Annotated in this window: 14 protein-coding genes and 2 pseudogenes; 9 read left to right on the top strand and 7 right to left on the bottom strand. The window is 53.1% G+C overall.

Annotated elements, in window-relative coordinates; translation table 11 throughout:
• Positions 1–287: 287 nt before the first annotated feature.
• The gene (gene topA / locus BV390_RS22725) at positions 288–2885 is read right to left on the bottom strand and encodes a type I DNA topoisomerase (protein WP_032688111.1); all 2598 of its coding nucleotides are present in this window, start codon (positions 2883–2885) and stop codon (positions 288–290) included.
• 413 nt (positions 2886–3298) lie between these two features.
• Between topA and BV390_RS22715 the strand changes: the two genes are divergently transcribed.
• On the top strand, positions 3299–3550 hold the full coding sequence (locus tag BV390_RS22715) for a YciN family protein (RefSeq protein ID WP_004861030.1): 252 nt from the start codon (positions 3299–3301) through the stop codon (positions 3548–3550).
• 75 nt (positions 3551–3625) lie between these two features.
• Here the strand turns inward: BV390_RS22715 and sohB are convergent, their stop codons facing one another.
• Positions 3626–4672 (bottom strand): protease SohB, encoded by a 1047-nt coding sequence (gene sohB, locus BV390_RS22710; RefSeq protein ID WP_085397384.1) that lies wholly within the window; start codon positions 4670–4672, stop codon positions 3626–3628.
• Between the two features lie 254 nt (positions 4673–4926).
• Here sohB and BV390_RS22705 point away from each other — a divergent pair, with 254 nt between their 5' ends.
• Together BV390_RS22705 and cobO are read left to right on the top strand one after the other, a co-directional pair.
• Positions 4927–5688 carry a YciK family oxidoreductase gene (locus BV390_RS22705; protein ID WP_085397383.1) on the top strand — a complete coding sequence of 254 codons (762 nt, stop codon included), beginning with the start codon at positions 4927–4929 and terminating at the stop codon, positions 5686–5688.
• Entirely contained in the window at positions 5685–6275 is a 591-nt protein-coding gene (gene cobO / locus BV390_RS22700; RefSeq protein WP_085397382.1) for a cob(I)yrinic acid a,c-diamide adenosyltransferase, read from the top strand. Before BV390_RS22705 ends, cobO begins: the two co-directional genes overlap by 4 nt.
• On the opposite strand, the gene BV390_RS22695 is transcribed toward cobO, so the two are convergent.
• The 4 genes from BV390_RS22695 to rluB form a co-directional block, all read right to left on the bottom strand.
• On the bottom strand, positions 6247–7221 hold the full coding sequence (locus BV390_RS22695; protein ID WP_085397381.1) for a helix-turn-helix transcriptional regulator: 975 nt from the start codon (positions 7219–7221) through the stop codon (positions 6247–6249). The genes cobO and BV390_RS22695 overlap by 29 nt on opposite strands.
• A gap of 24 nt (positions 7222–7245) precedes the next feature.
• Complete coding sequence (locus BV390_RS22690) at positions 7246–9597, bottom strand: beta-glucosidase (protein WP_085397380.1); 2352 nt, start codon at positions 9595–9597, stop codon at positions 7246–7248.
• Between the two features lie 16 nt (positions 9598–9613).
• Entirely contained in the window at positions 9614–10975 is a 1362-nt protein-coding gene (locus BV390_RS22685) for an MFS transporter (RefSeq protein ID WP_032695878.1), read from the bottom strand.
• Positions 10976–11155: 180 nt separating this feature from the next.
• Entirely contained in the window at positions 11156–12037 is an 882-nt protein-coding gene (gene rluB, locus BV390_RS22680) for a 23S rRNA pseudouridine(2605) synthase RluB (RefSeq protein WP_004861010.1), read from the bottom strand.
• Between the two features lie 113 nt (positions 12038–12150).
• Here rluB and BV390_RS22675 point away from each other — a divergent pair, with 113 nt between their 5' ends.
• Positions 12151–12816 carry a hypothetical protein gene (locus BV390_RS22675; RefSeq protein ID WP_053090480.1) on the top strand — a complete coding sequence of 222 codons (666 nt, stop codon included), beginning with the start codon at positions 12151–12153 and terminating at the stop codon, positions 12814–12816.
• On the opposite strand, the pseudogene BV390_RS22670 reads toward BV390_RS22675, so the two are convergent.
• Positions 12809–13099: pseudogene (locus BV390_RS22670) on the bottom strand (recombinase family protein); the annotation flags it as partial. The gene BV390_RS22675 and the pseudogene BV390_RS22670 overlap by 8 nt on opposite strands.
• 262 nt (positions 13100–13361) lie before the next feature.
• Between BV390_RS22670 and BV390_RS22660 the strand changes: the two are divergent.
• The 5 genes and pseudogenes from BV390_RS22660 to BV390_RS22640 form a co-directional block, all read left to right on the top strand.
• Positions 13362–13868: a PAAR domain-containing protein gene (locus BV390_RS22660; protein WP_049266230.1), complete on the top strand. Its 507-nt coding sequence runs from the start codon at positions 13362–13364 to the stop codon at positions 13866–13868.
• Entirely contained in the window at positions 13868–15265 is a 1398-nt protein-coding gene (locus tag BV390_RS22655) for a PAAR domain-containing protein (RefSeq protein ID WP_064793103.1), read from the top strand. The genes BV390_RS22660 and BV390_RS22655 overlap by 1 nt, the downstream gene beginning before the upstream one ends.
• Positions 15262–15660 (top strand): hypothetical protein, encoded by a 399-nt coding sequence (locus tag BV390_RS31595; RefSeq protein WP_223525932.1) that lies wholly within the window; start codon positions 15262–15264, stop codon positions 15658–15660. The genes BV390_RS22655 and BV390_RS31595 overlap by 4 nt, the downstream gene beginning before the upstream one ends.
• Positions 15657–16049 (top strand): hypothetical protein, encoded by a 393-nt coding sequence (locus BV390_RS22645; protein ID WP_073554152.1) that lies wholly within the window; start codon positions 15657–15659, stop codon positions 16047–16049. Before BV390_RS31595 ends, BV390_RS22645 begins: the two co-directional genes overlap by 4 nt.
• Positions 16050–16227: 178 nt before the next feature.
• Positions 16228–16674 (top strand): annotated as a pseudogene (locus BV390_RS22640) (transposase); the annotation flags it as partial.
• Positions 16675–16774 lie beyond the last annotated feature (100 nt).

Here is a 16774-nt window from a genome sequence, read left to right as displayed (position 1 = left end):
ACTTTACGTTCAGGCCGCCTGCCGGCAAGCTGCACGTTTGCCGTCCCTGCGACTCGCCGTTATGGCGCCACAAAGCATCCTGAACACGATGATGTATAAGACGATTTAATAATAAAAAAGAGATTAGCTATAACCACTATATCATTTATATCTACAGTGTATAGATACTAACGAAAAATAATAAGCTGGTTATAAGGCCGCCGTCCGGCGTCAGAGGATGGCGAATAAGGCAGGAAAATCAGTGAGAAAAAGGGCCGCATCGCGGCCCTTCACAGAGAGAACTACGCTTACTTCTTCGCTTCAGTCCATTTACCGTCGATATAGAAGGCGGACCAACCGGTCGCTTTGCCCTCTTTCTCTGACGCTACGTACTGCTGCTTAGTTTTACGGCTAAAACGCACCAGCGTTTTGTTACCGTCGGGATCCTGCTGCGGCGCGTCGGCCAGATAACGCAGTTTCTCCGGCAGACGATCGCGGAAGCGATACAGCTCTTCCACCAGCGGCGCACGCGTTTCACGCGATTTCGGGAAGGTGTTTGCCGCAAGGAAAACACCTGCCGCACCATCACGCAGAACAAACCAGGCGTCCGACTTCTCACACGGCAGCTCCGGTAACGGAACCGGATCTTCCTTCGGCGGAGCGACTTCGCCGTTACGCAGAATTTTGCGCGTATTCTTACATTCGTCGTTGGTGCAGGCCATGTACTTACCAAAACGCCCCATTTTCAGGTGCATTTCAGAGCCACATTTTTCACACTCAACCACCGGGCCGTCATAACCCTTTATGCGGAACTCGCCCTCTTCGATCTCATAGCCATCGCAGGTTGGGTTGTTACCACATACGTGCAGCTTGCGCTTAGGATCGATAAGGTAGCTGTCCATCGCCGTACCGCACTTCTGGCAACGACGCTTGGCACGCAGCGCGTTGGTTTCGGCATCGTCGCCTTCCAGCACGTTGAGCACTTCGTTTTCCGGCACCAGGTTAATGGTGGTCTTGCAGCGTTCTTTCGGCGGCAGCGCATAGCCTGAACAGCCCAGGAACACCCCGGTGCTGGCCGTGCGAATCCCCATCTGACGACCGCAGGTCGGACAGTCGATGCTGGTCAGCACCATCGGGTTCGGCTGCATGCCCCCCTCTTCCGGATCCTTCTCCGCCGTTTCCAGCTGAGTCGTGAAGTCACCGAAGAAGTGGTCCAGTACCTGACGCCACTCGGCCTGGTGATTCGCCACCTGATCGAGGCGGTCTTCCATTTGCGCGGTAAAATCGTAGTTCATCAGATCGCGGAAGTTCTCTTCCAGACGATCGGTGACAATCTCACCCATTTTCTCGGCGTAGAAGCGGCGGTTTTCCACCCGCACGTAGCCGCGATCCTGAATGGTCGAAATGATCGACGCATAGGTAGACGGCCGGCCGATACCGCGTTTTTCCAGCTCTTTGACCAGCGAGGCTTCGCTAAAACGCGCAGGCGGTTTGGTAAAGTGCTGTGCCGGGGTCAGTTCGACCAGGCTCAGGCTCTCGCCCTGGTTGACGACCGGTAAGGTCCGATCTTCATCGCCTTTACGCAGCGCCGGCATCACTTTGGTCCAGCCGTCAAAACGCAGGGTACGACCGCGCGCTTTGAGTTTAAAGTCGCCGGCTTTCACGGTCAGCGTGGTGGAATCGTACTGCGCCGGCGTCATCTGACAGGCAACAAACTGGCGCCAAATCAGCTGATACAGTTTCAGCGCGTCGGCTTCCATCCCTTTAAGGTCTTCGGCCATCACGTTCACGTCAGAAGGACGAATCGCTTCGTGCGCTTCCTGTGAGTTTTCTTTGCTGGCGTACTGGTTGGCGTTCTCTGGCAGATATTTTTTGCCGAAGTTATCGCCGATATAGCCGCGAACCATACTCAGCGCATCCTGGCTCAGGTTCGTTGAATCGGTACGCATATAGGTGATGTAGCCGGCCTCATAGAGGCGTTGCGCCATCATCATGGTTTTCTTCACCCCGAAGCCCAGGCGGGTGCTGGCTGCCTGCTGCAAGGTCGAGGTAATAAACGGCGCGCCAGGCTTGCTGCTGGTCGGTTTGTCTTCACGCTCCAGCACGCTGTAGCTGGCTTTCTCCAGCAGCGCAACGGCAGCCATGGTTTCATCGCGGTTAACCGGACGGAACGGCTTGTCGTGCTGATGCGTCACCTGCAGCGGCAGAGCATCGCCACCCGGCGTGGTGGTGCTGGCGTCGATTTCCCAGAACTCTTCCGGCACGAACGCTTTAATTTCGCGTTCACGCTCCACGACCAGGCGTACAGCAACCGACTGGACGCGACCTGCGGACAGACCGCGGGCAATTTTTTTCCACAGCAGCGGGGAAACCATATAGCCCACGACGCGGTCCATAAAGCGACGCGCCTGCTGGGCGTTAACGCGATCGATATTCAGCTCGCCCGGCTTCTCAAAAGCCTGACGAATCGCATTTTTGGTGATTTCGTTGAACACCACGCGGCTATAGCGTTTTTCATCTCCACCGATCACTTCCCGCAGGTGCCATGCAATGGCTTCCCCTTCGCGGTCAAGGTCGGTTGCGAGATAGATGTGGTCGGCTTTTTCCGCCAACTGCTTGAGTTCTGAAACTACCTTTTCTTTACCCGGAAGTACCTCATACTGAGCATCCCAGTCATGCCATGGGTCTACACCCATACGATTGACCAGAGCGCTACGTTCATCCTTTTTAGGCTTTTTAGCCCCTTTGGTGGAGGTAGAGTCGGCGCTCTTTTTGGAAGCTGAGCCACTGGTCGGCAAATCGCGGATATGACCCACGCTGGATTTCACCACGTAGTCATTACCCAGATACTTATTGATCGTTTTGGCTTTTGCCGGGGACTCAACGATAACGAGAGCTTTACCCATATTCACCTTTACCTAATTTGATTCATCCAGGAATACATCGCACATTTTGATTCACCATCCACTGACGACGTACGTCAAATGTTGCGACGCCGTCGATGGATATCAACCCTCTGCACGTCCAGTTTCACATCCATAAAACCAGATAGCTGAGTTTACTGACTTTTGCTCGTCAGGTGACATAGCACGAAGAATTTTTGGCCGAATGTCAAGCAAATCTGTTGCCAGATCGCCGAAAGCGTCACACTGTACCTGATAAAATTCGTTACGCAACTTTATTAGCATGCAAAAGCAAATCCTGCCAGTAAAGTCCTGTTTCTTAGAGCTTTGCCATTAACCCTGTACTCTGAATGGAAAATTTGCCCCATCTCGCCGCGCGGCGTAAACTACCGGACGAAGAATTACAGGAGTCACTTATGCAAGGTACAACCCAACCTATCGATCGCCAGTCGCTGCTTGAAATAGCCAACAAACTCATTCGTGAACATGAAGATACGCTCGCCGGGATCGAAGCTACTGACGTCGCTCAGCGTAACGGCGTTCTGGTATTCAGCGGCGAGTTTTATCTTGATGAGCAAGGCCTGCCGACGGCGAAGAGCACGGCGGTATTCAATATGTTCAAATACCTCGCGCACGCGCTGTCAGAGAAATACCATCTGACCGATTAAGCCCTCTTATATTTAGCGGGCATAAAACGCCAACGCGAGGCAGTTGCCTCGCGTTGTTTTGTTCACCTGCGCTGATTACATCAGCGGCTTTTCCCCTCGCTGCCACCAGCGTAGCAGCAGACGGTCGGCGCTTTCGGCGGCGCTACCGGTAAAACGGTCGAGCATTTTTTTACGTTGCTGGTAACGAACGCCGATGACATCATGATTGTCGATCAGCCCCAGAAGCAGTTCGTCACTGGTTTCGACCAGATCCACCAGCCCTTTCTCCAGCGCCTGAACGCCGTACCAGTGTTCACCGGTAGCAACGGCCTCAATATCCAGCGAAGGCCGCATTTCGTGGACAAAATCTTTGAACAACTGATGAGTCTCATTCAGGTCTTCACGGAACTTACGCCGACCTTCGTCAGTATTCTCACCCAGCATCGTTAAGGTCCGTTTGTACTGCCCGGCGGTATGCAGTTCAATATCGATATCTTTGTTCTTCAGGAAGCGATGCAGGTTAGGGATCTGCGCAACCACGCCGATAGAGCCCAGAATGGCGAACGGCGCAGCCACGATTTTGTTCGCCACACAGGCCATCATGTAACCACCGCTGGCCGCGACTTTATCCACCGCTACGGTTAAGGGTATTTGCTTATCGCGCAGACGCTGCAGCTGTGATGCGGCGAGGCCATAACCGTGGACCACTCCACCGGGGCTTTCCAGACGGAGGATCACCTGATCGCGCGGTTTCACCGCCGCCAGGACTGCGGTGATCTCTTCGCGCAGGCTGGCGACTTCGTGGGCGTCCATACTGCCTTTGAAATCCAGCACCCAGGCACGCGGCTTGCTGTTTGGCTCCATAGACCCGAGCTTAGCCCGCGCCCTGGCCGCTTTCGCCTCCTGCTTGTGCTTTTTCTTTTGCGCTTTGTGCCACACTTTTTGCTGCGGACCATCAAGCAGCGCGACCGCCAGCTCTTCCCGCATCTCTTTGTATTGCTCGCTGAGATTGGTTACCCGCAGTTCCCCGCGCTGTTTCTTCCGCTGGGTCAGGTTAACGATGAGGGCGGTAATAACCGCAATGGCGACGACAACGGTCGCGATTTTGGCCAAAAACAGGCCATATTGAGCAAGTAATTCCACGTATTCACCTTGTGCAAACCACTGACGTTGAAGCACAGTGTACATCAGCCCGCGTGACGAAGTCTCTGCGCTTTGTGTGGTGCGCGAGGCCCCTTCCCGTTTTTTTCAGCGACGATGAAATCATTGCAAGATGTTCATTCCGCAAAGAGTTTCCCTTTCGCTGATTGCAATGCCCGGCTGTTTCAGGCATAAAACGCAAAAGTATGAGACCGAATACAACGCGCGATCGTCAGCAGATTGCCTAAGGAGTCGCCGTGCACTATCAACCGCAGCATCATTTATTAAAAGATCGCATTATCCTGGTTACCGGCGCCAGCGACGGTATCGGCCGCGAAGCCGCATTGACCTATTCCCGCTACAGCGCAAGCGTTGTGCTGGTCGGACGTAACGAAGAGAAACTGCGCAGCGTGGCGCAGGAAATAGACCAGGCCGGCGGGCTTCCGGCACGTTGGTTCACGTTGGATCTGTTAACCTGCACGCCGCAGGAGTGCCAGCAGCTGGCACAGCAGATCGCCGTCCACTACCCGCGCCTCGATGGCGTACTGCACAATGCCGGTTTGCTGGGCGATGTCTGCCCGATGGATCAGCAAAAACCGGAAGTCTGGCAGCAGGTGATGCAGGTCAACGTCAACGGCACCTTTATGCTGACCCAGGCACTGCTTCCTTTATTACTCAAGTCGGAGGCGGGTTCACTGGTCTTCACCTCTTCCAGCGTCGGCCGCCAGGGACGCGCCAACTGGGGCGCCTATGCGGCCTCCAAGTTTGCCACAGAAGGGATGATGCAGGTGCTGGCCGAAGAGTACCAGAGCCGTCATCTGCGGGTTAACTGTATCAATCCCGGCGGAACGCGCACCAAAATGCGCGCCAACGCTTTCCCGACGGAAGATCCGCAAAAGCTCAAAACCCCCGCCGATATTATGCCGGTTTATTTATGGCTAATGGGCGATGACAGCCGTCGCAAGACGGGAATGACCTTCGATGCCCAGCCAGGGCGTAAACCAGGAATTGCACAATGAGTGATGAACGCTACCGTGAACGCCAGCAGCGGGTAAAAGACAAAGTTGATGCCCGCGTGGCGGCAGCGCAGGAAGAACGCGGCATTGTTATCGTGTTCACCGGTAACGGAAAAGGCAAAACGACGGCCGGTTTTGGTACCGTCACCCGCGCTATCGGGCATGGAAAAAAAGCGGGCGTCATCCAGTTTATCAAAGGCACCTGGCCCAACGGCGAGCGTAACCTGCTGGAACCGCACGGCGTAGAGTTTCAGGTGATGGCCACCGGGTTTACCTGGAATACCCAGGATCGTGAAAGCGATACGGCGGCCTGCCTTACCGTCTGGGAACACGCGCAGCGGATGCTGGCCGACGAATCCCTGGATATGGTGCTGCTGGATGAGCTGACTTACATGGTGGCGTACGACTATTTGCCGCTTGAGACGGTACTCACCGCGCTGCGCAATCGCCCGATACAGCAGACGGTGATTATCACCGGACGCGGCTGCCATCGGGAGATTATCGAGCTGGCCGATACCGTCAGCGAACTGCGGCCGGTTAAACACGCATTCGATGCCGGTATCAAAGCCCAGATGGGGATTGATTACTAAGCGTCAGCCGCTCCAGCAGCGCATGATTCAGCGGCAGACACAGGCAATCCTCCCCCAACGCCAGCGCGCTTTCAATCATGTTCTGCCGCGAAACAAAGCGCTTACGGTATTCCGTAGGCGTCAGACCACAGTATTTATTGAAGGCGGCAATCAGGTACTTATGTTCCTGAAAGCCGCAGCTGTGGCTGATTTCGGTAATTGGCGTACGGGTATCGCGCAGCAGCGTTCTCGCCTTATTCAGCCGGACCAGGGTGAGATACTCTTTGAAATTATGCCGGCTGACCTTTTTGAACAGACGCGAAAACCATGAATAGCTCATACCGCTATGGTTCGCCACCTCGCTCAGGGTCAGCGGCTGGTCGAAGTGCTGATTAATAAAATCGATCCCTTTCTTGATCATCGCCTCTTCGCGCAGTGAACTCTCCACCTGGGTGGCCGGTTCTCCGGCCTGTACCAGCGCATCGAGCAGCAGATAGGTCATCGCGATACGCTGGAACGGCGCGCGATTATCAATCAGTTGAGCCAGCAGGTCGCAAAGGCACTGCTGTACCTGTCGGTCTGCCGCGCTCTGGCGGCGCCCTCGAGTACACCAGGTCAGAACCGGCGCCGGGTGCAGCTCATCGAACAGACCGGGGGAAAACTGGACGGTCCCCAGCGAACTCCCCGCCGCTTCCGCACGCAGCGAGTGCACCGCCTCGGCGTTGATGTAGAGCATGTCCCCCTCAACCATCTCCACGCTTTGCTGGCCGACGACAATAGAAAACCGCCCGCTCAGAACGGTGATAAGCTCTGGCGCCGGGTGCCAGTGAGGTTCGCAGTAGCGCACCTCGGCCGCAAAGACATTTAGCTTTTCAGCATCAAAGGCAATCAGCTCATAGCCACTGTTCGCCGTATGGCGCCCGGTCTCTGTCGCCGAACGTGGATGTGTCACGGAAAATGGAAACACGCATCATCTCCTGTCGCGGGACGATTATTCCGTCCCTTTAAGCGCGGCATTCAGCTCATCGCGGTCAATATCAAGCGCTAAAAACTCCGTCAGCGCGATCAGCAGCCCGCAGAACAGGTCCGGTGCCAGTTGGATCAGTCGTTCGCGGATTTGCGCCGGCGGCCGCTGACTCTTACGGGCAATCAGCGCCACCACCCGCGCGAACGCCTCCGGCTGCTGGATTAACTGCTGCAACGAGTTATCATCACGTAGCGGGACATAGCGCGGCGGACAATCTACCTCGACTTCCGCACTCAGCGCCTGATCGCGAGAGGAGCTCCCCAGCCGAATCTGCCAGCGCCCCGGCGTCACCACCCAATCCGCCAGCCCTGGATGATAGCAGGCAAGCTCAGCGACCGGCAGCTGCAGCGTGACGCGGCGAGTTTCTCCGGCTGCGAGCGACACCTTACAGAACCCTTTCAGCGCCTGCTCTTCACGAATCAACTCCCCGACCGGCGCGCTGACGTACAGCTGCACGATCTCTTTGCCTTCGCACTCGCCGCAGTTGGTCAGATCGAAAGAGACGGTGAGGGTCTCATCAGTCCCGACGCGCGACGCCGAAAGCCGGATATCGCGATAGGCAAAGCGGGTGTAGCTCAGGCCGAAGCCGAACGGAAACCGCGGCGTCATGCGGCGTTTATCATAATAGCGATAGCCGACAAACAGTCCTTCGCCATAATGATGACGCAGGTTTTCCCCGGGATAATGCAGCCAGGCGGGCGTCTCTTCAAGGCTGTCAGGTACTGTGACCGTAAGTTTGCCGCAGGGATTACGTTTACCGAACAGAATCTCGGCCACCGCCCGGCCCATCCCCTGCCCGGCGAAGAAGGTTTCCAACAGCGCTTTGCACTCAGAGATCCACGGCATCACCACCGCATCGCTGTTCGCCAGCACCACCACGATATTGGGCTGAACCGTTGCCACCTCCCGAATCAGCTGCTCATGTACCGCCAGAATATTCAGATCCTGACGATCGCCGTTTTCACCGTCTTCGCCGACGGCGGTACTGACAAAGATAATCGCCACGTCCGCCGCCTGAGCTACCGCTCGCGCTTCTGCCAGCGCCTGCGGGTCGCTACGCAGGTCGTCCGGGGCGCCAATGGCCCAGGAGACGCTAAAATCATCCCCGGCGAGGTCAAAAATTTCATCGAGCGGGCGATCCAGCAGCCAGGGCACCGTGGTCGCGCAACCCGATCCCTGAATCACCGGTTCCTGCGCCGGTTTGCCGAGAACGGCAATCCGGCGGGTGCATTCCGCCCGCAGCGGCAGCAGGTTATCGTCATTCTTCAGCAGGACGATAGATTCTGCCGCCAGCTGCTGCGCCAGCGCATGATGCGCCGGGAAATCGGCCTGCGTCTGCGGGCGACGATGGCGCTGAACCTTATCCAACAGCGTCAACATCCGCAGACAGGCGCGATCGACAACCGCCATCGGCACTTCACCGGCGTGAATGGCCGCCAGCAGCGTCTGCTTGTCGCGGCGGGTTTCCGGCATCGCCAGATCGTTCCCCGCCAGCAGAGATGCCGGCCGGTCTTTAATGCCATACCAGTCGGACATCACCAGCCCATCGTAGCCCCACTCATCGCGTAATATCTGGGTGAGTAAAAAAGGATCCTGCGATGTCTGCACGCCATTAAGCCGGTTATAGGAGGACATCACCGTCCACGGGCGGGATTTGGCGATGGCCCGCTGAAAACCGGCCAGATAGATTTCGCGTAGCGCCCGTTCGTCGATGATCGAATCCATTTCGGTACGCCGGTATTCAGAATTATTCGCCGCAAAGTGTTTCAGACTGGCGCCAACCCCTTCCTGCTGCAGACCGTTGATTAACGCTGCGGCGATATCCCCGCTGACTACCGGGTCCTCGGCATAGTATTCGTAGCCTCGTCCGGCCAGCGGCGTACGGCGAATATTGATCCCCGGTCCCAGCAAAATCCCTACGCCCATTTGCTGACATTCGCGTCCCAGCGCCTGCCCCATCTGATACACCAGGTCTACGTCCCAGCAGCAGGCCAGGCTGGATCCGTTGGGGAAACAGGTCGCCGGCAACGAAGGACTGAACAGCGCTTCGCTACCGCCCTTTGCCGCAGGCTCTTCCCCGTTGACCCGGTCAGCGGTCTGCGTAATCACCGAGATAAAGTCGTCCATACTCCATTTTTCGTCGCCGTCGATCTGCGCGCTGCTGTAGCGCACGCCGTAGGTGCCGTCGGTCATCACGATATCATCGATGCCATGCTGTGGCAGGGATGCCGTCCGCCACAGCCCGCTCCCGGTCAACAGCGCAACTTTCTCTTCTGCGGTCATCGCCGCGATAAGGGTATTCAATTCGGTATTCATCTCTGGCTCCCTGAGGTTAAAGCGCATTCTGTTTACGCAGGCTAATTTTGTGAACAATCTCGCGATACGTTTTTTCATCCAGCGAGTAACATGCGACAAATATCGCGCTGATGGCAAACATTGCCCCGGGGAATAACGTCATCAAAATATTAATCCCGTTAATTGCGCTGGCACTAATATTGCCGGCATCATATTGATAGTAGTCCAGCATCCAGCCCGCGCAGCCGCCGCCGATCGCCATCGCAATTTTGGTAATAAAGTTAAAGAAACCATAAATTGCGCCTTCGGTACGTACACCATGATGCCACTCGGCATATTCCACGGTATCCGCAATCATTGACCACATGGCTACAAAACCCATCCCCAGCGTAATACTGTAGAGACACACCCCGGTCATAATCAGCCACAGGTTATGCCCGGCAACAAAATACTGCATCAGTACCCCAAAAATGCCGATTAGCAGCGCTACCAACGCCATTTTCTTTTTGCCCATCAGCGCTATCGCTTTTTCTGAAATAACGGTGCCGACAATATAGGCGCCAGACTGAATCAGGAAAAAGGTGGCGGTATAGCCTTCACTGCCGATAATGTACTTAATAAAATAGATCGCAATCGCCATCCACACGGTATAGGCAATATAGAAGAATACCGTAAACAGCGATAAATTAAGCAGCGGCGCATTCCCCATCACCGCCCGCAGCATTTCCCGCAGCGATGGCGCCGGAGTCTCTTCCTCTTCACCCACCCGTTCACGGGTCATGCCGAAACAGGCGAGGAACAAAAAGGTTGCCAGCAGCGCAAAGCAAGAGACCGCGAAGACATACCCTGATTGCTTATCGGTGAAGGGCGAGATCAGCATATCAGCGGTGGTTGAAACAATGAGATAACCGACAATCGCCAGCACAAACCGATATACCGACAACGATGAACGAGATGCTTCATGTTGCGTCAGACGATTGGTTAGCGCCGAATAGGGGGTGTTGACCGAAGTATATGCCAGGCAATACAGCGTATAAGAGATCAGCGCAAAATAAAATTTCGCCTCACCACCGAAGGGGACAAAGCACAACACCGTTAAAAACCCTAACGGTATCGCCCCATATAATAACCAGGGACGCAGTTTGCCATATCGGCTGTGCGTTTTATCAATCGCAAAACCGATCAAAATATTAAAGATGGCATCAATGACCCGGGCTATAACAAATATCAGACTGGCCTGCACCGCGCTGATGCCGTAAATATTAGTATAAAAAAACAGTAAGAACAGAGAGACAAAGCCGAAAGATAAATTGGAAGCAAAGTCACCAAAGCCGTAACCTATTTTCTCTTTCACGCCGATAACCACATAGCTTGCCGATAACTTTCCTGCTGTATCCATTTCTTGGCTACCTGTTATTGTAATCAGTGTCGACAGTATATGGTGATAGCAGAAACCGTACTTTGCGTTATTTGTCCGGGCGTTTCCTGTTTTTTGTCTTTATGCAGAAGTGTGAAAGGAATCACATGCAAGGAGGGTAGCGCAGAGAAATCCGGCGGGTGCCCGCCGGATTTAATCAGATTAGCCGTTGCTACGGCTGCCGCCCGAACGGCGGTTGTTGCTGTTCCCCACCTGGGAATGGCGTTTCACCGCGCGACGAATTTGATTCGCCTTCATGCGGCGGCGATCTTTCTCTACCGCGACTTTCGAGGTGGTTTCCGCAGGCAGTTCAACCAGCTCACGCAGGTAGTTGGTTTGCGCCAGATCCAGCTCGGTATAACCGCCGCGTGGCAGGCCTTTCGGCAGCGGAATATCGCCGTAGCGAACGCGAATCAGGCGGCTGACCTGCACGCCAACCGCTTCCCACAGGCGGCGCACTTCACGGTTGCGCCCTTCGGTCAGCGTGACGTTGTACCACTGGTTAATCCCTTCGCCACCGGCAAACTTAATCGTTTTAAACGCCGCCGGGCCGTCTTCCAGCTGCACGCCGCGAGACAGCTGACGCAGTTTGTCGTCATCAACCTGACCGAACACACGCACGGCATACTCACGTTCCACTTCGCGGCTCGGGTGCATCAGACGGTTTGCCAGTTCGCCATCGGTCGTGAACAGCAACAGACCGCAGGTGTTGACGTCCAGACGCCCCACCGCAATCCAGCGCGCGCCGCGCAGTTTCGGCAAACGGTCAAACACCGTCGGGCGGCCTTCCGGATCGTTACGCGTACAGAGTTCGCCTTCCGGTTTGTAATAGGCCAGGACGCGGCAAATCTGCTCAGCGGACTCTTTCACCGAAATCAGATGACCATCGATACGAATTTTTAAACCAGGAACCACTTCTACACGATCGCCGAGGGTGGCGACTTTACCATCGACGCTGACGCGGCCAGCTTCGATTTTAGATTCAATTTCACGGCGGGAGCCGTGGCCAGCGCGGGCCAGCACTTTCTGTAATTTCTCGCTCATTGAGCTTCCTTAAGGTGTCGCCTTCCCAGGCGTCTGGTATACTTTATAAAACAACAGGTTAGATTGAAAATCAACTTAACCCACTGTTCTGTAACTATTTCATGGTACACAGTATGGCAAACAACATGTCACACAAGCTGTCACACACTATGATTCGTGGGCGCACATACTACACGAATTTTAGACTAAATGATTCAACTAGTTTTGTACGTCTGAGTCTTGGTACTGACAGTCAAAAACAAGCTGAAGTGATCATGAATCAGATCCGCCCGTTTATCCCTCTCGTACAAAATGGAACCATGGGGATTGAACAATTCAAACTCAAGATTCAGGGCTATCGCGCTGCAACTAAGCAGGACTTTGATAACTATCTGTTACGTACCCTGCGACGGGATGTTGAGGAAGTTGAGCGGCTCCCTGTACTAGGACAGTGCCATAAGAAAATGTTTCCAGACGCACCATTATCAGCATCCGGCACTGTAGAACATGCGCGAGGTTACGCTGATTTTTATTTTGATCGGATGGTGGGAGGTAGCGAACAAACAGCGAACGAAATTCTTGGAACACTTAAATTGCAGAAACTTGAACTGTCCAAAGATATTTTTCCCTTTGCTGAGCAAGTGGCGGCATCACTCGATATGAGTCGTGCAACTGTGATGCAGGCTTATGAAGCGTTTTACTCTAAAGACATAGTCCGCTACCGCCAACTCACCGAAACATTACAGGCGCAATTAGAGCAGGCAAAACTGAAATCGGAGCCTGTGGTTAAGGTCGAGTGACCTGCACTCGCTTAAGGGTATCAGTCGCCACAGGACGACCTAACTTCTTACCTTCCTTCTTCGCTCGTGCGAGGCCCTCTTTAGTACGCTCAATGATGCGGGACTTTTCGAATTCAGCGAAAGCCGAGAACATTTGAAGCATTAACTTCCCTTCCGTGCTGGCAAGGTTACGCACTGGCAAATCCAGCGACACAATATCGATTCCTTTTTCTACAAGCATCGCTATCGTTTGCTGCACGTCGATGTTATCGCGACCTAAGCGATCCAGTTTCAATACCACCAGCGCCGGACGCATCACTCTGAACAACCCAGACGAGCAAGAACTACACGGAGGAAAGCGCCTGTGCATCTACACAAGCACTGTCGCAGGCACATTCACTTACGTCACGAAGTCGAAGAAACTCCCTGCTGTGAAAAGCTTCGATACTTCACAAACCGAATGAAAAGCAGTTAATCATTCATGAAACAAATAATATGAAACGCTATTTCATTTTTATGAAAAGCCGCTTCCTGTACATGGATGTTATTCGTACAATGGATTACGTATGAAGGTAAATTCACAACATGCAGAGGGACTTATGCAGCAATACACTAACGAAATCACACCTGAAATTCGTGAAACTCATTCACAGCCACCCTACGACGAAGAACTTTTGTCCCTCTGCGACGACAAAACCAGAAAAGAACTTGAGGAAATTAACGAGCAGTGTTTAAGCCGCCCGTTAGCTCACATTTTCCGGTTTGCAGTCGTTGGGAGTCTGACCCATCGTGGTGGAGTCATTCGCCATGCTTCCGGTGGTGCGACTACGGGAGGGCTACAAGTTGCTCGGGTAGGTGACAAGGTTGTATATGCTGATGGCAGCGAGGCCACCATTATTTCCGGTGCTGGCAAGGCCCGAATCATGCACGGCGCATCCGCTGCACTCGTTGGCAGCATGCTTGATAATGGTGATGAAATAATCTCTACCCCACAATCATGCAGCAAACTGGTTTTTCCTGAAGGCCGTGAATTCCCGGAAGGATTCCTGACCATCCCAGGGAGTAAGCACTGATGGCGGTTAAGGGATACTATTTATTCAGAGGTGATAAAACGCGATGTGGTGGTGTTATCACTGAGGGATGGACCGACCACCAGCACTTTGATAAAGATATGGCCTGCGAAGGACATAAAGTAACGTGTGGTAAACATCCTGGGCTTTACCGTATCTGTGGTGGTCTTGATGATGATTACATACATGGTAAAAGGATTGCCGGAACGTTGCACAGCTATAGTTCGTGCCCCTGTAAATCTAAATTCCTCAATTCAAACTGGGATGATGATTACGAACTTGGCGGAGAAGCAACAGTAACGCACACCGATCTCTCTCACCTTGTTGAGATACCTGTACTTCCGGGGCCAATCGATTCACCTGAACCAGAACAACATGCCCAGACAGCAAAAAAGAAAACAGGTATCGATGCAGGTTTTGCCGTTATCCCCTATGGCGGTACAACGGAAGCTTGGCAACGTCTGCTATTCACCGAAAACCCGCCAGCGGGAGCAAAGGAACTATTCGCTACGCTGAACGGCCCGGATGAAAGATACAAAGCTGGTTCGATTATGCTTCTGGTCGATCCTGATAAGCAGGACGACGAACAGATCGCCCATATGAAAGCCGCGAAAGCACGAGTTGATGCGGCGTTAGAACCGTTGACCATCCAGGAAGCGAACTTCCTGCACAAGAATAAAGACACGATAGACCTTTTTACTTCTCGCGCCAGTACGACAACCGGGATCGCCTCAGAAGCTGCGGGAAAATACTTTGAGAAGATCGAAAGTGTTCTGGTCAGGATTCAACAGGCATACAAAAATCAGTACATCACCAGCGGATCGCTGATTAGCGAACAGTTTTATGTACAAAGACGCCAGCTATTCAGCGAACTCGATAGCATCCTTACCGATTTCACCCGCCACAAACTTGCATTGCAAGACTACCCGGACATTAAGCGAGCCTTGGGGCTTTCAACCAGCTCTATCACTCATCGCTGGAACCAGACCGGGGTTGCTGACATTGAAGGCTACGCGACTTTCATCGAGAAAGCCGCAAAGTATGTGAAAATGATGAAAACAGCGGGTTATGTTGGCATCGCTCTTGATGGCGTGAACAGGCTGGATAAGATTTATGAAGCCTGTACGGTTGGTTCCGACTGCGAGAAAACTACTTATACCGAAGTCGGTAGTTTTGGAATGAGTATTGGGGGAGGAGTATTTGCTGGTTCACTGGCATCTGGTGGAGCCTCTGCAACTGTTTGTTCCTTTGTTTTGGGTGCATTAACTATTGAAGCCGCTGGTGCTGGAATGCTGGCTTGCGGTGTAATCTTCACTGGTGCGGCTGGTTATGCAGGGGGAGAGATAGGAGGTAAACTTGGTGAAACATTGGGCGAAAAAGTTTATGAGGTAACAAAATGACTGTTACCGCATCTGATCTACTACTGTTCATCATTTCAGGTGCAATGATGATTGCCTTGGTTTCAATGGTCGTCTTATCCATTCTAAACAAGAAGAGATTTCTTGAGGTCTGTCAAATGTATGAGGCCAAGTTTGGCTCCTTGCCACTTGCCGCCGCAGTATTGAAAGAAGCCGACGTAATCGGATTTACAGCAGGGTATACAACGAAAATGGATTTCATAATTCATCCATTAATCTACGGGAAAAAGTCCATCCATAGCAAAAACGATGATGTCGCATTCATCAGAGGGTTGCCAGCAAAGATCCGATACTGGTTTATTGCAGAATTCGTATGCTCTGTGATTGGTTTGGTCGCCTTGCTTCTCGGCGGTGTATGGCTTTGGGTCAACAAATGACCAACTCATCAGACCTGATCATCTGTGGGCCTGGAGGGTTAAGCCTCGTCTGTGGTATGGCTGTAGCAGTGCTGTCATTTCTCAACAAAAAGCGCTTTTCCACGATTTGTACTCTGTATAGAGAAAAGTTTGGTTCTCTCCCCGTTGGGGCGGTTATTTTCGACAAGGTCGATTCCATAGGATTTAGCTCAGGTTATGCAGCAAAGATCAACTTTATCGTGAATCCGTTAATCTTTGGCAAAAGCTCGGTAGACAGTAGCAACGATGATGTTTCGTTCATCAGAGGATTACCAACTCACCTCAAAAATTGGTTTATCGTCGAGTATGCTTTTTCAGCTCTCGGGTTGCTGTCAATCATTATTGCCGGAGCCGTGTTGCACTTCCGGTAATCTCTCAAAATCAAGCCAGCAACCACGCTGGCTTGCACTTGATAATTCTCTATCCCTCATCCTCACCAACCTTTCCCCTATCCCAGATTTTAGGCGATAGAAGCCATAAAGCCTCGTTGGCGATACACAAACGTAGCAATCCTTTCGGAGCAGATGATGAAACATGCCAGAGAACTGAATGCGCTTCCCGGGTGGAGAAATGGTTGGCTTGTACAGCCATCGCTGGGAAATCGAGCTGGGATACCGGGAGATAAAGCAGACAATGCAACTGAGCAGACTGACCCTGAGAAGTAAAAAGCCGGAGCTTGTGGAGCAGGAGCTGTGGGGCGTACTGCTGACCTATAATCTGGTGCGGAATCAGATGATAAAGATGGCGGGAGCACTGAAAGGGTACTGGCCGAATCAACTGAGCTTCTCAGAATCCTGTGGTCTGGTGATGCGAATGTTGATGACGTTAAAGGGAGCTTCACCGGGGCGGATTCCGGAGCTAATGGGCGATCTGGAAAGTCTGCGGAAGATGGTGAAACTACCAATAAGAAGAGAAAGAGCCTTCCCGCGAGTGGTAAAGGAGAGGCCCTGGAAGTACCCAAAAGCTGATAAAAAAGCCAGTCAGTTACTTAACTGACTGGCATTAGTCACAGATGGGCTGCATTTATTATGCACCACACGCGGCCATTTATCCCTGTCCCACATCGAAATCCTGCGCAATGCAGAAATAAAATGGC

Source organism: Klebsiella sp. YJ, assembly GCF_002108615.1.
In the GTDB taxonomy this organism is placed as follows: domain Bacteria; phylum Pseudomonadota; class Gammaproteobacteria; order Enterobacterales; family Enterobacteriaceae; genus Klebsiella; species Klebsiella planticola.
Note: the sequence above shows the minus strand (reverse complement) of the source record. Positions and strands in the feature narration are given on the sequence as shown.

Bases quoted from the DNA above. Each gene is read 5' to 3' on its own strand.
- BV390_RS22655 (WP_064793103.1), top strand. From the start codon at position 13,868: ATGGCGGTTAAGGGATACTATTTATTCAGAGGTGATAAAACGCGATGT.
- BV390_RS22675 (WP_053090480.1), top strand. From the start codon at position 12,151: ATGGCAAACAACATGTCACACAAGCTGTCACACACTATGATTCGTGGG.
- topA (WP_032688111.1), bottom strand. From the start codon at position 2,885: ATGGGTAAAGCTCTCGTTATCGTTGAGTCCCCGGCAAAAGCCAAAACG.
- rluB (WP_004861010.1), bottom strand. From the start codon at position 12,037: ATGAGCGAGAAATTACAGAAAGTGCTGGCCCGCGCTGGCCACGGCTCC.
- BV390_RS22645 (WP_073554152.1), top strand. From the start codon at position 15,657: ATGACCAACTCATCAGACCTGATCATCTGTGGGCCTGGAGGGTTAAGC.
- BV390_RS31595 (WP_223525932.1), top strand. From the start codon at position 15,262: ATGACTGTTACCGCATCTGATCTACTACTGTTCATCATTTCAGGTGCA.
- BV390_RS22690 (WP_085397380.1), bottom strand. From the start codon at position 9,597: ATGAATACCGAATTGAATACCCTTATCGCGGCGATGACCGCAGAAGAG.
- BV390_RS22660 (WP_049266230.1), top strand. From the start codon at position 13,362: ATGAAGGTAAATTCACAACATGCAGAGGGACTTATGCAGCAATACACT.
- BV390_RS22715 (WP_004861030.1), top strand. From the start codon at position 3,299: ATGCAAGGTACAACCCAACCTATCGATCGCCAGTCGCTGCTTGAAATA.
- BV390_RS22685 (WP_032695878.1), bottom strand. From the start codon at position 10,975: ATGGATACAGCAGGAAAGTTATCGGCAAGCTATGTGGTTATCGGCGTG.
- cobO (WP_085397382.1), top strand. From the start codon at position 5,685: ATGAGTGATGAACGCTACCGTGAACGCCAGCAGCGGGTAAAAGACAAA.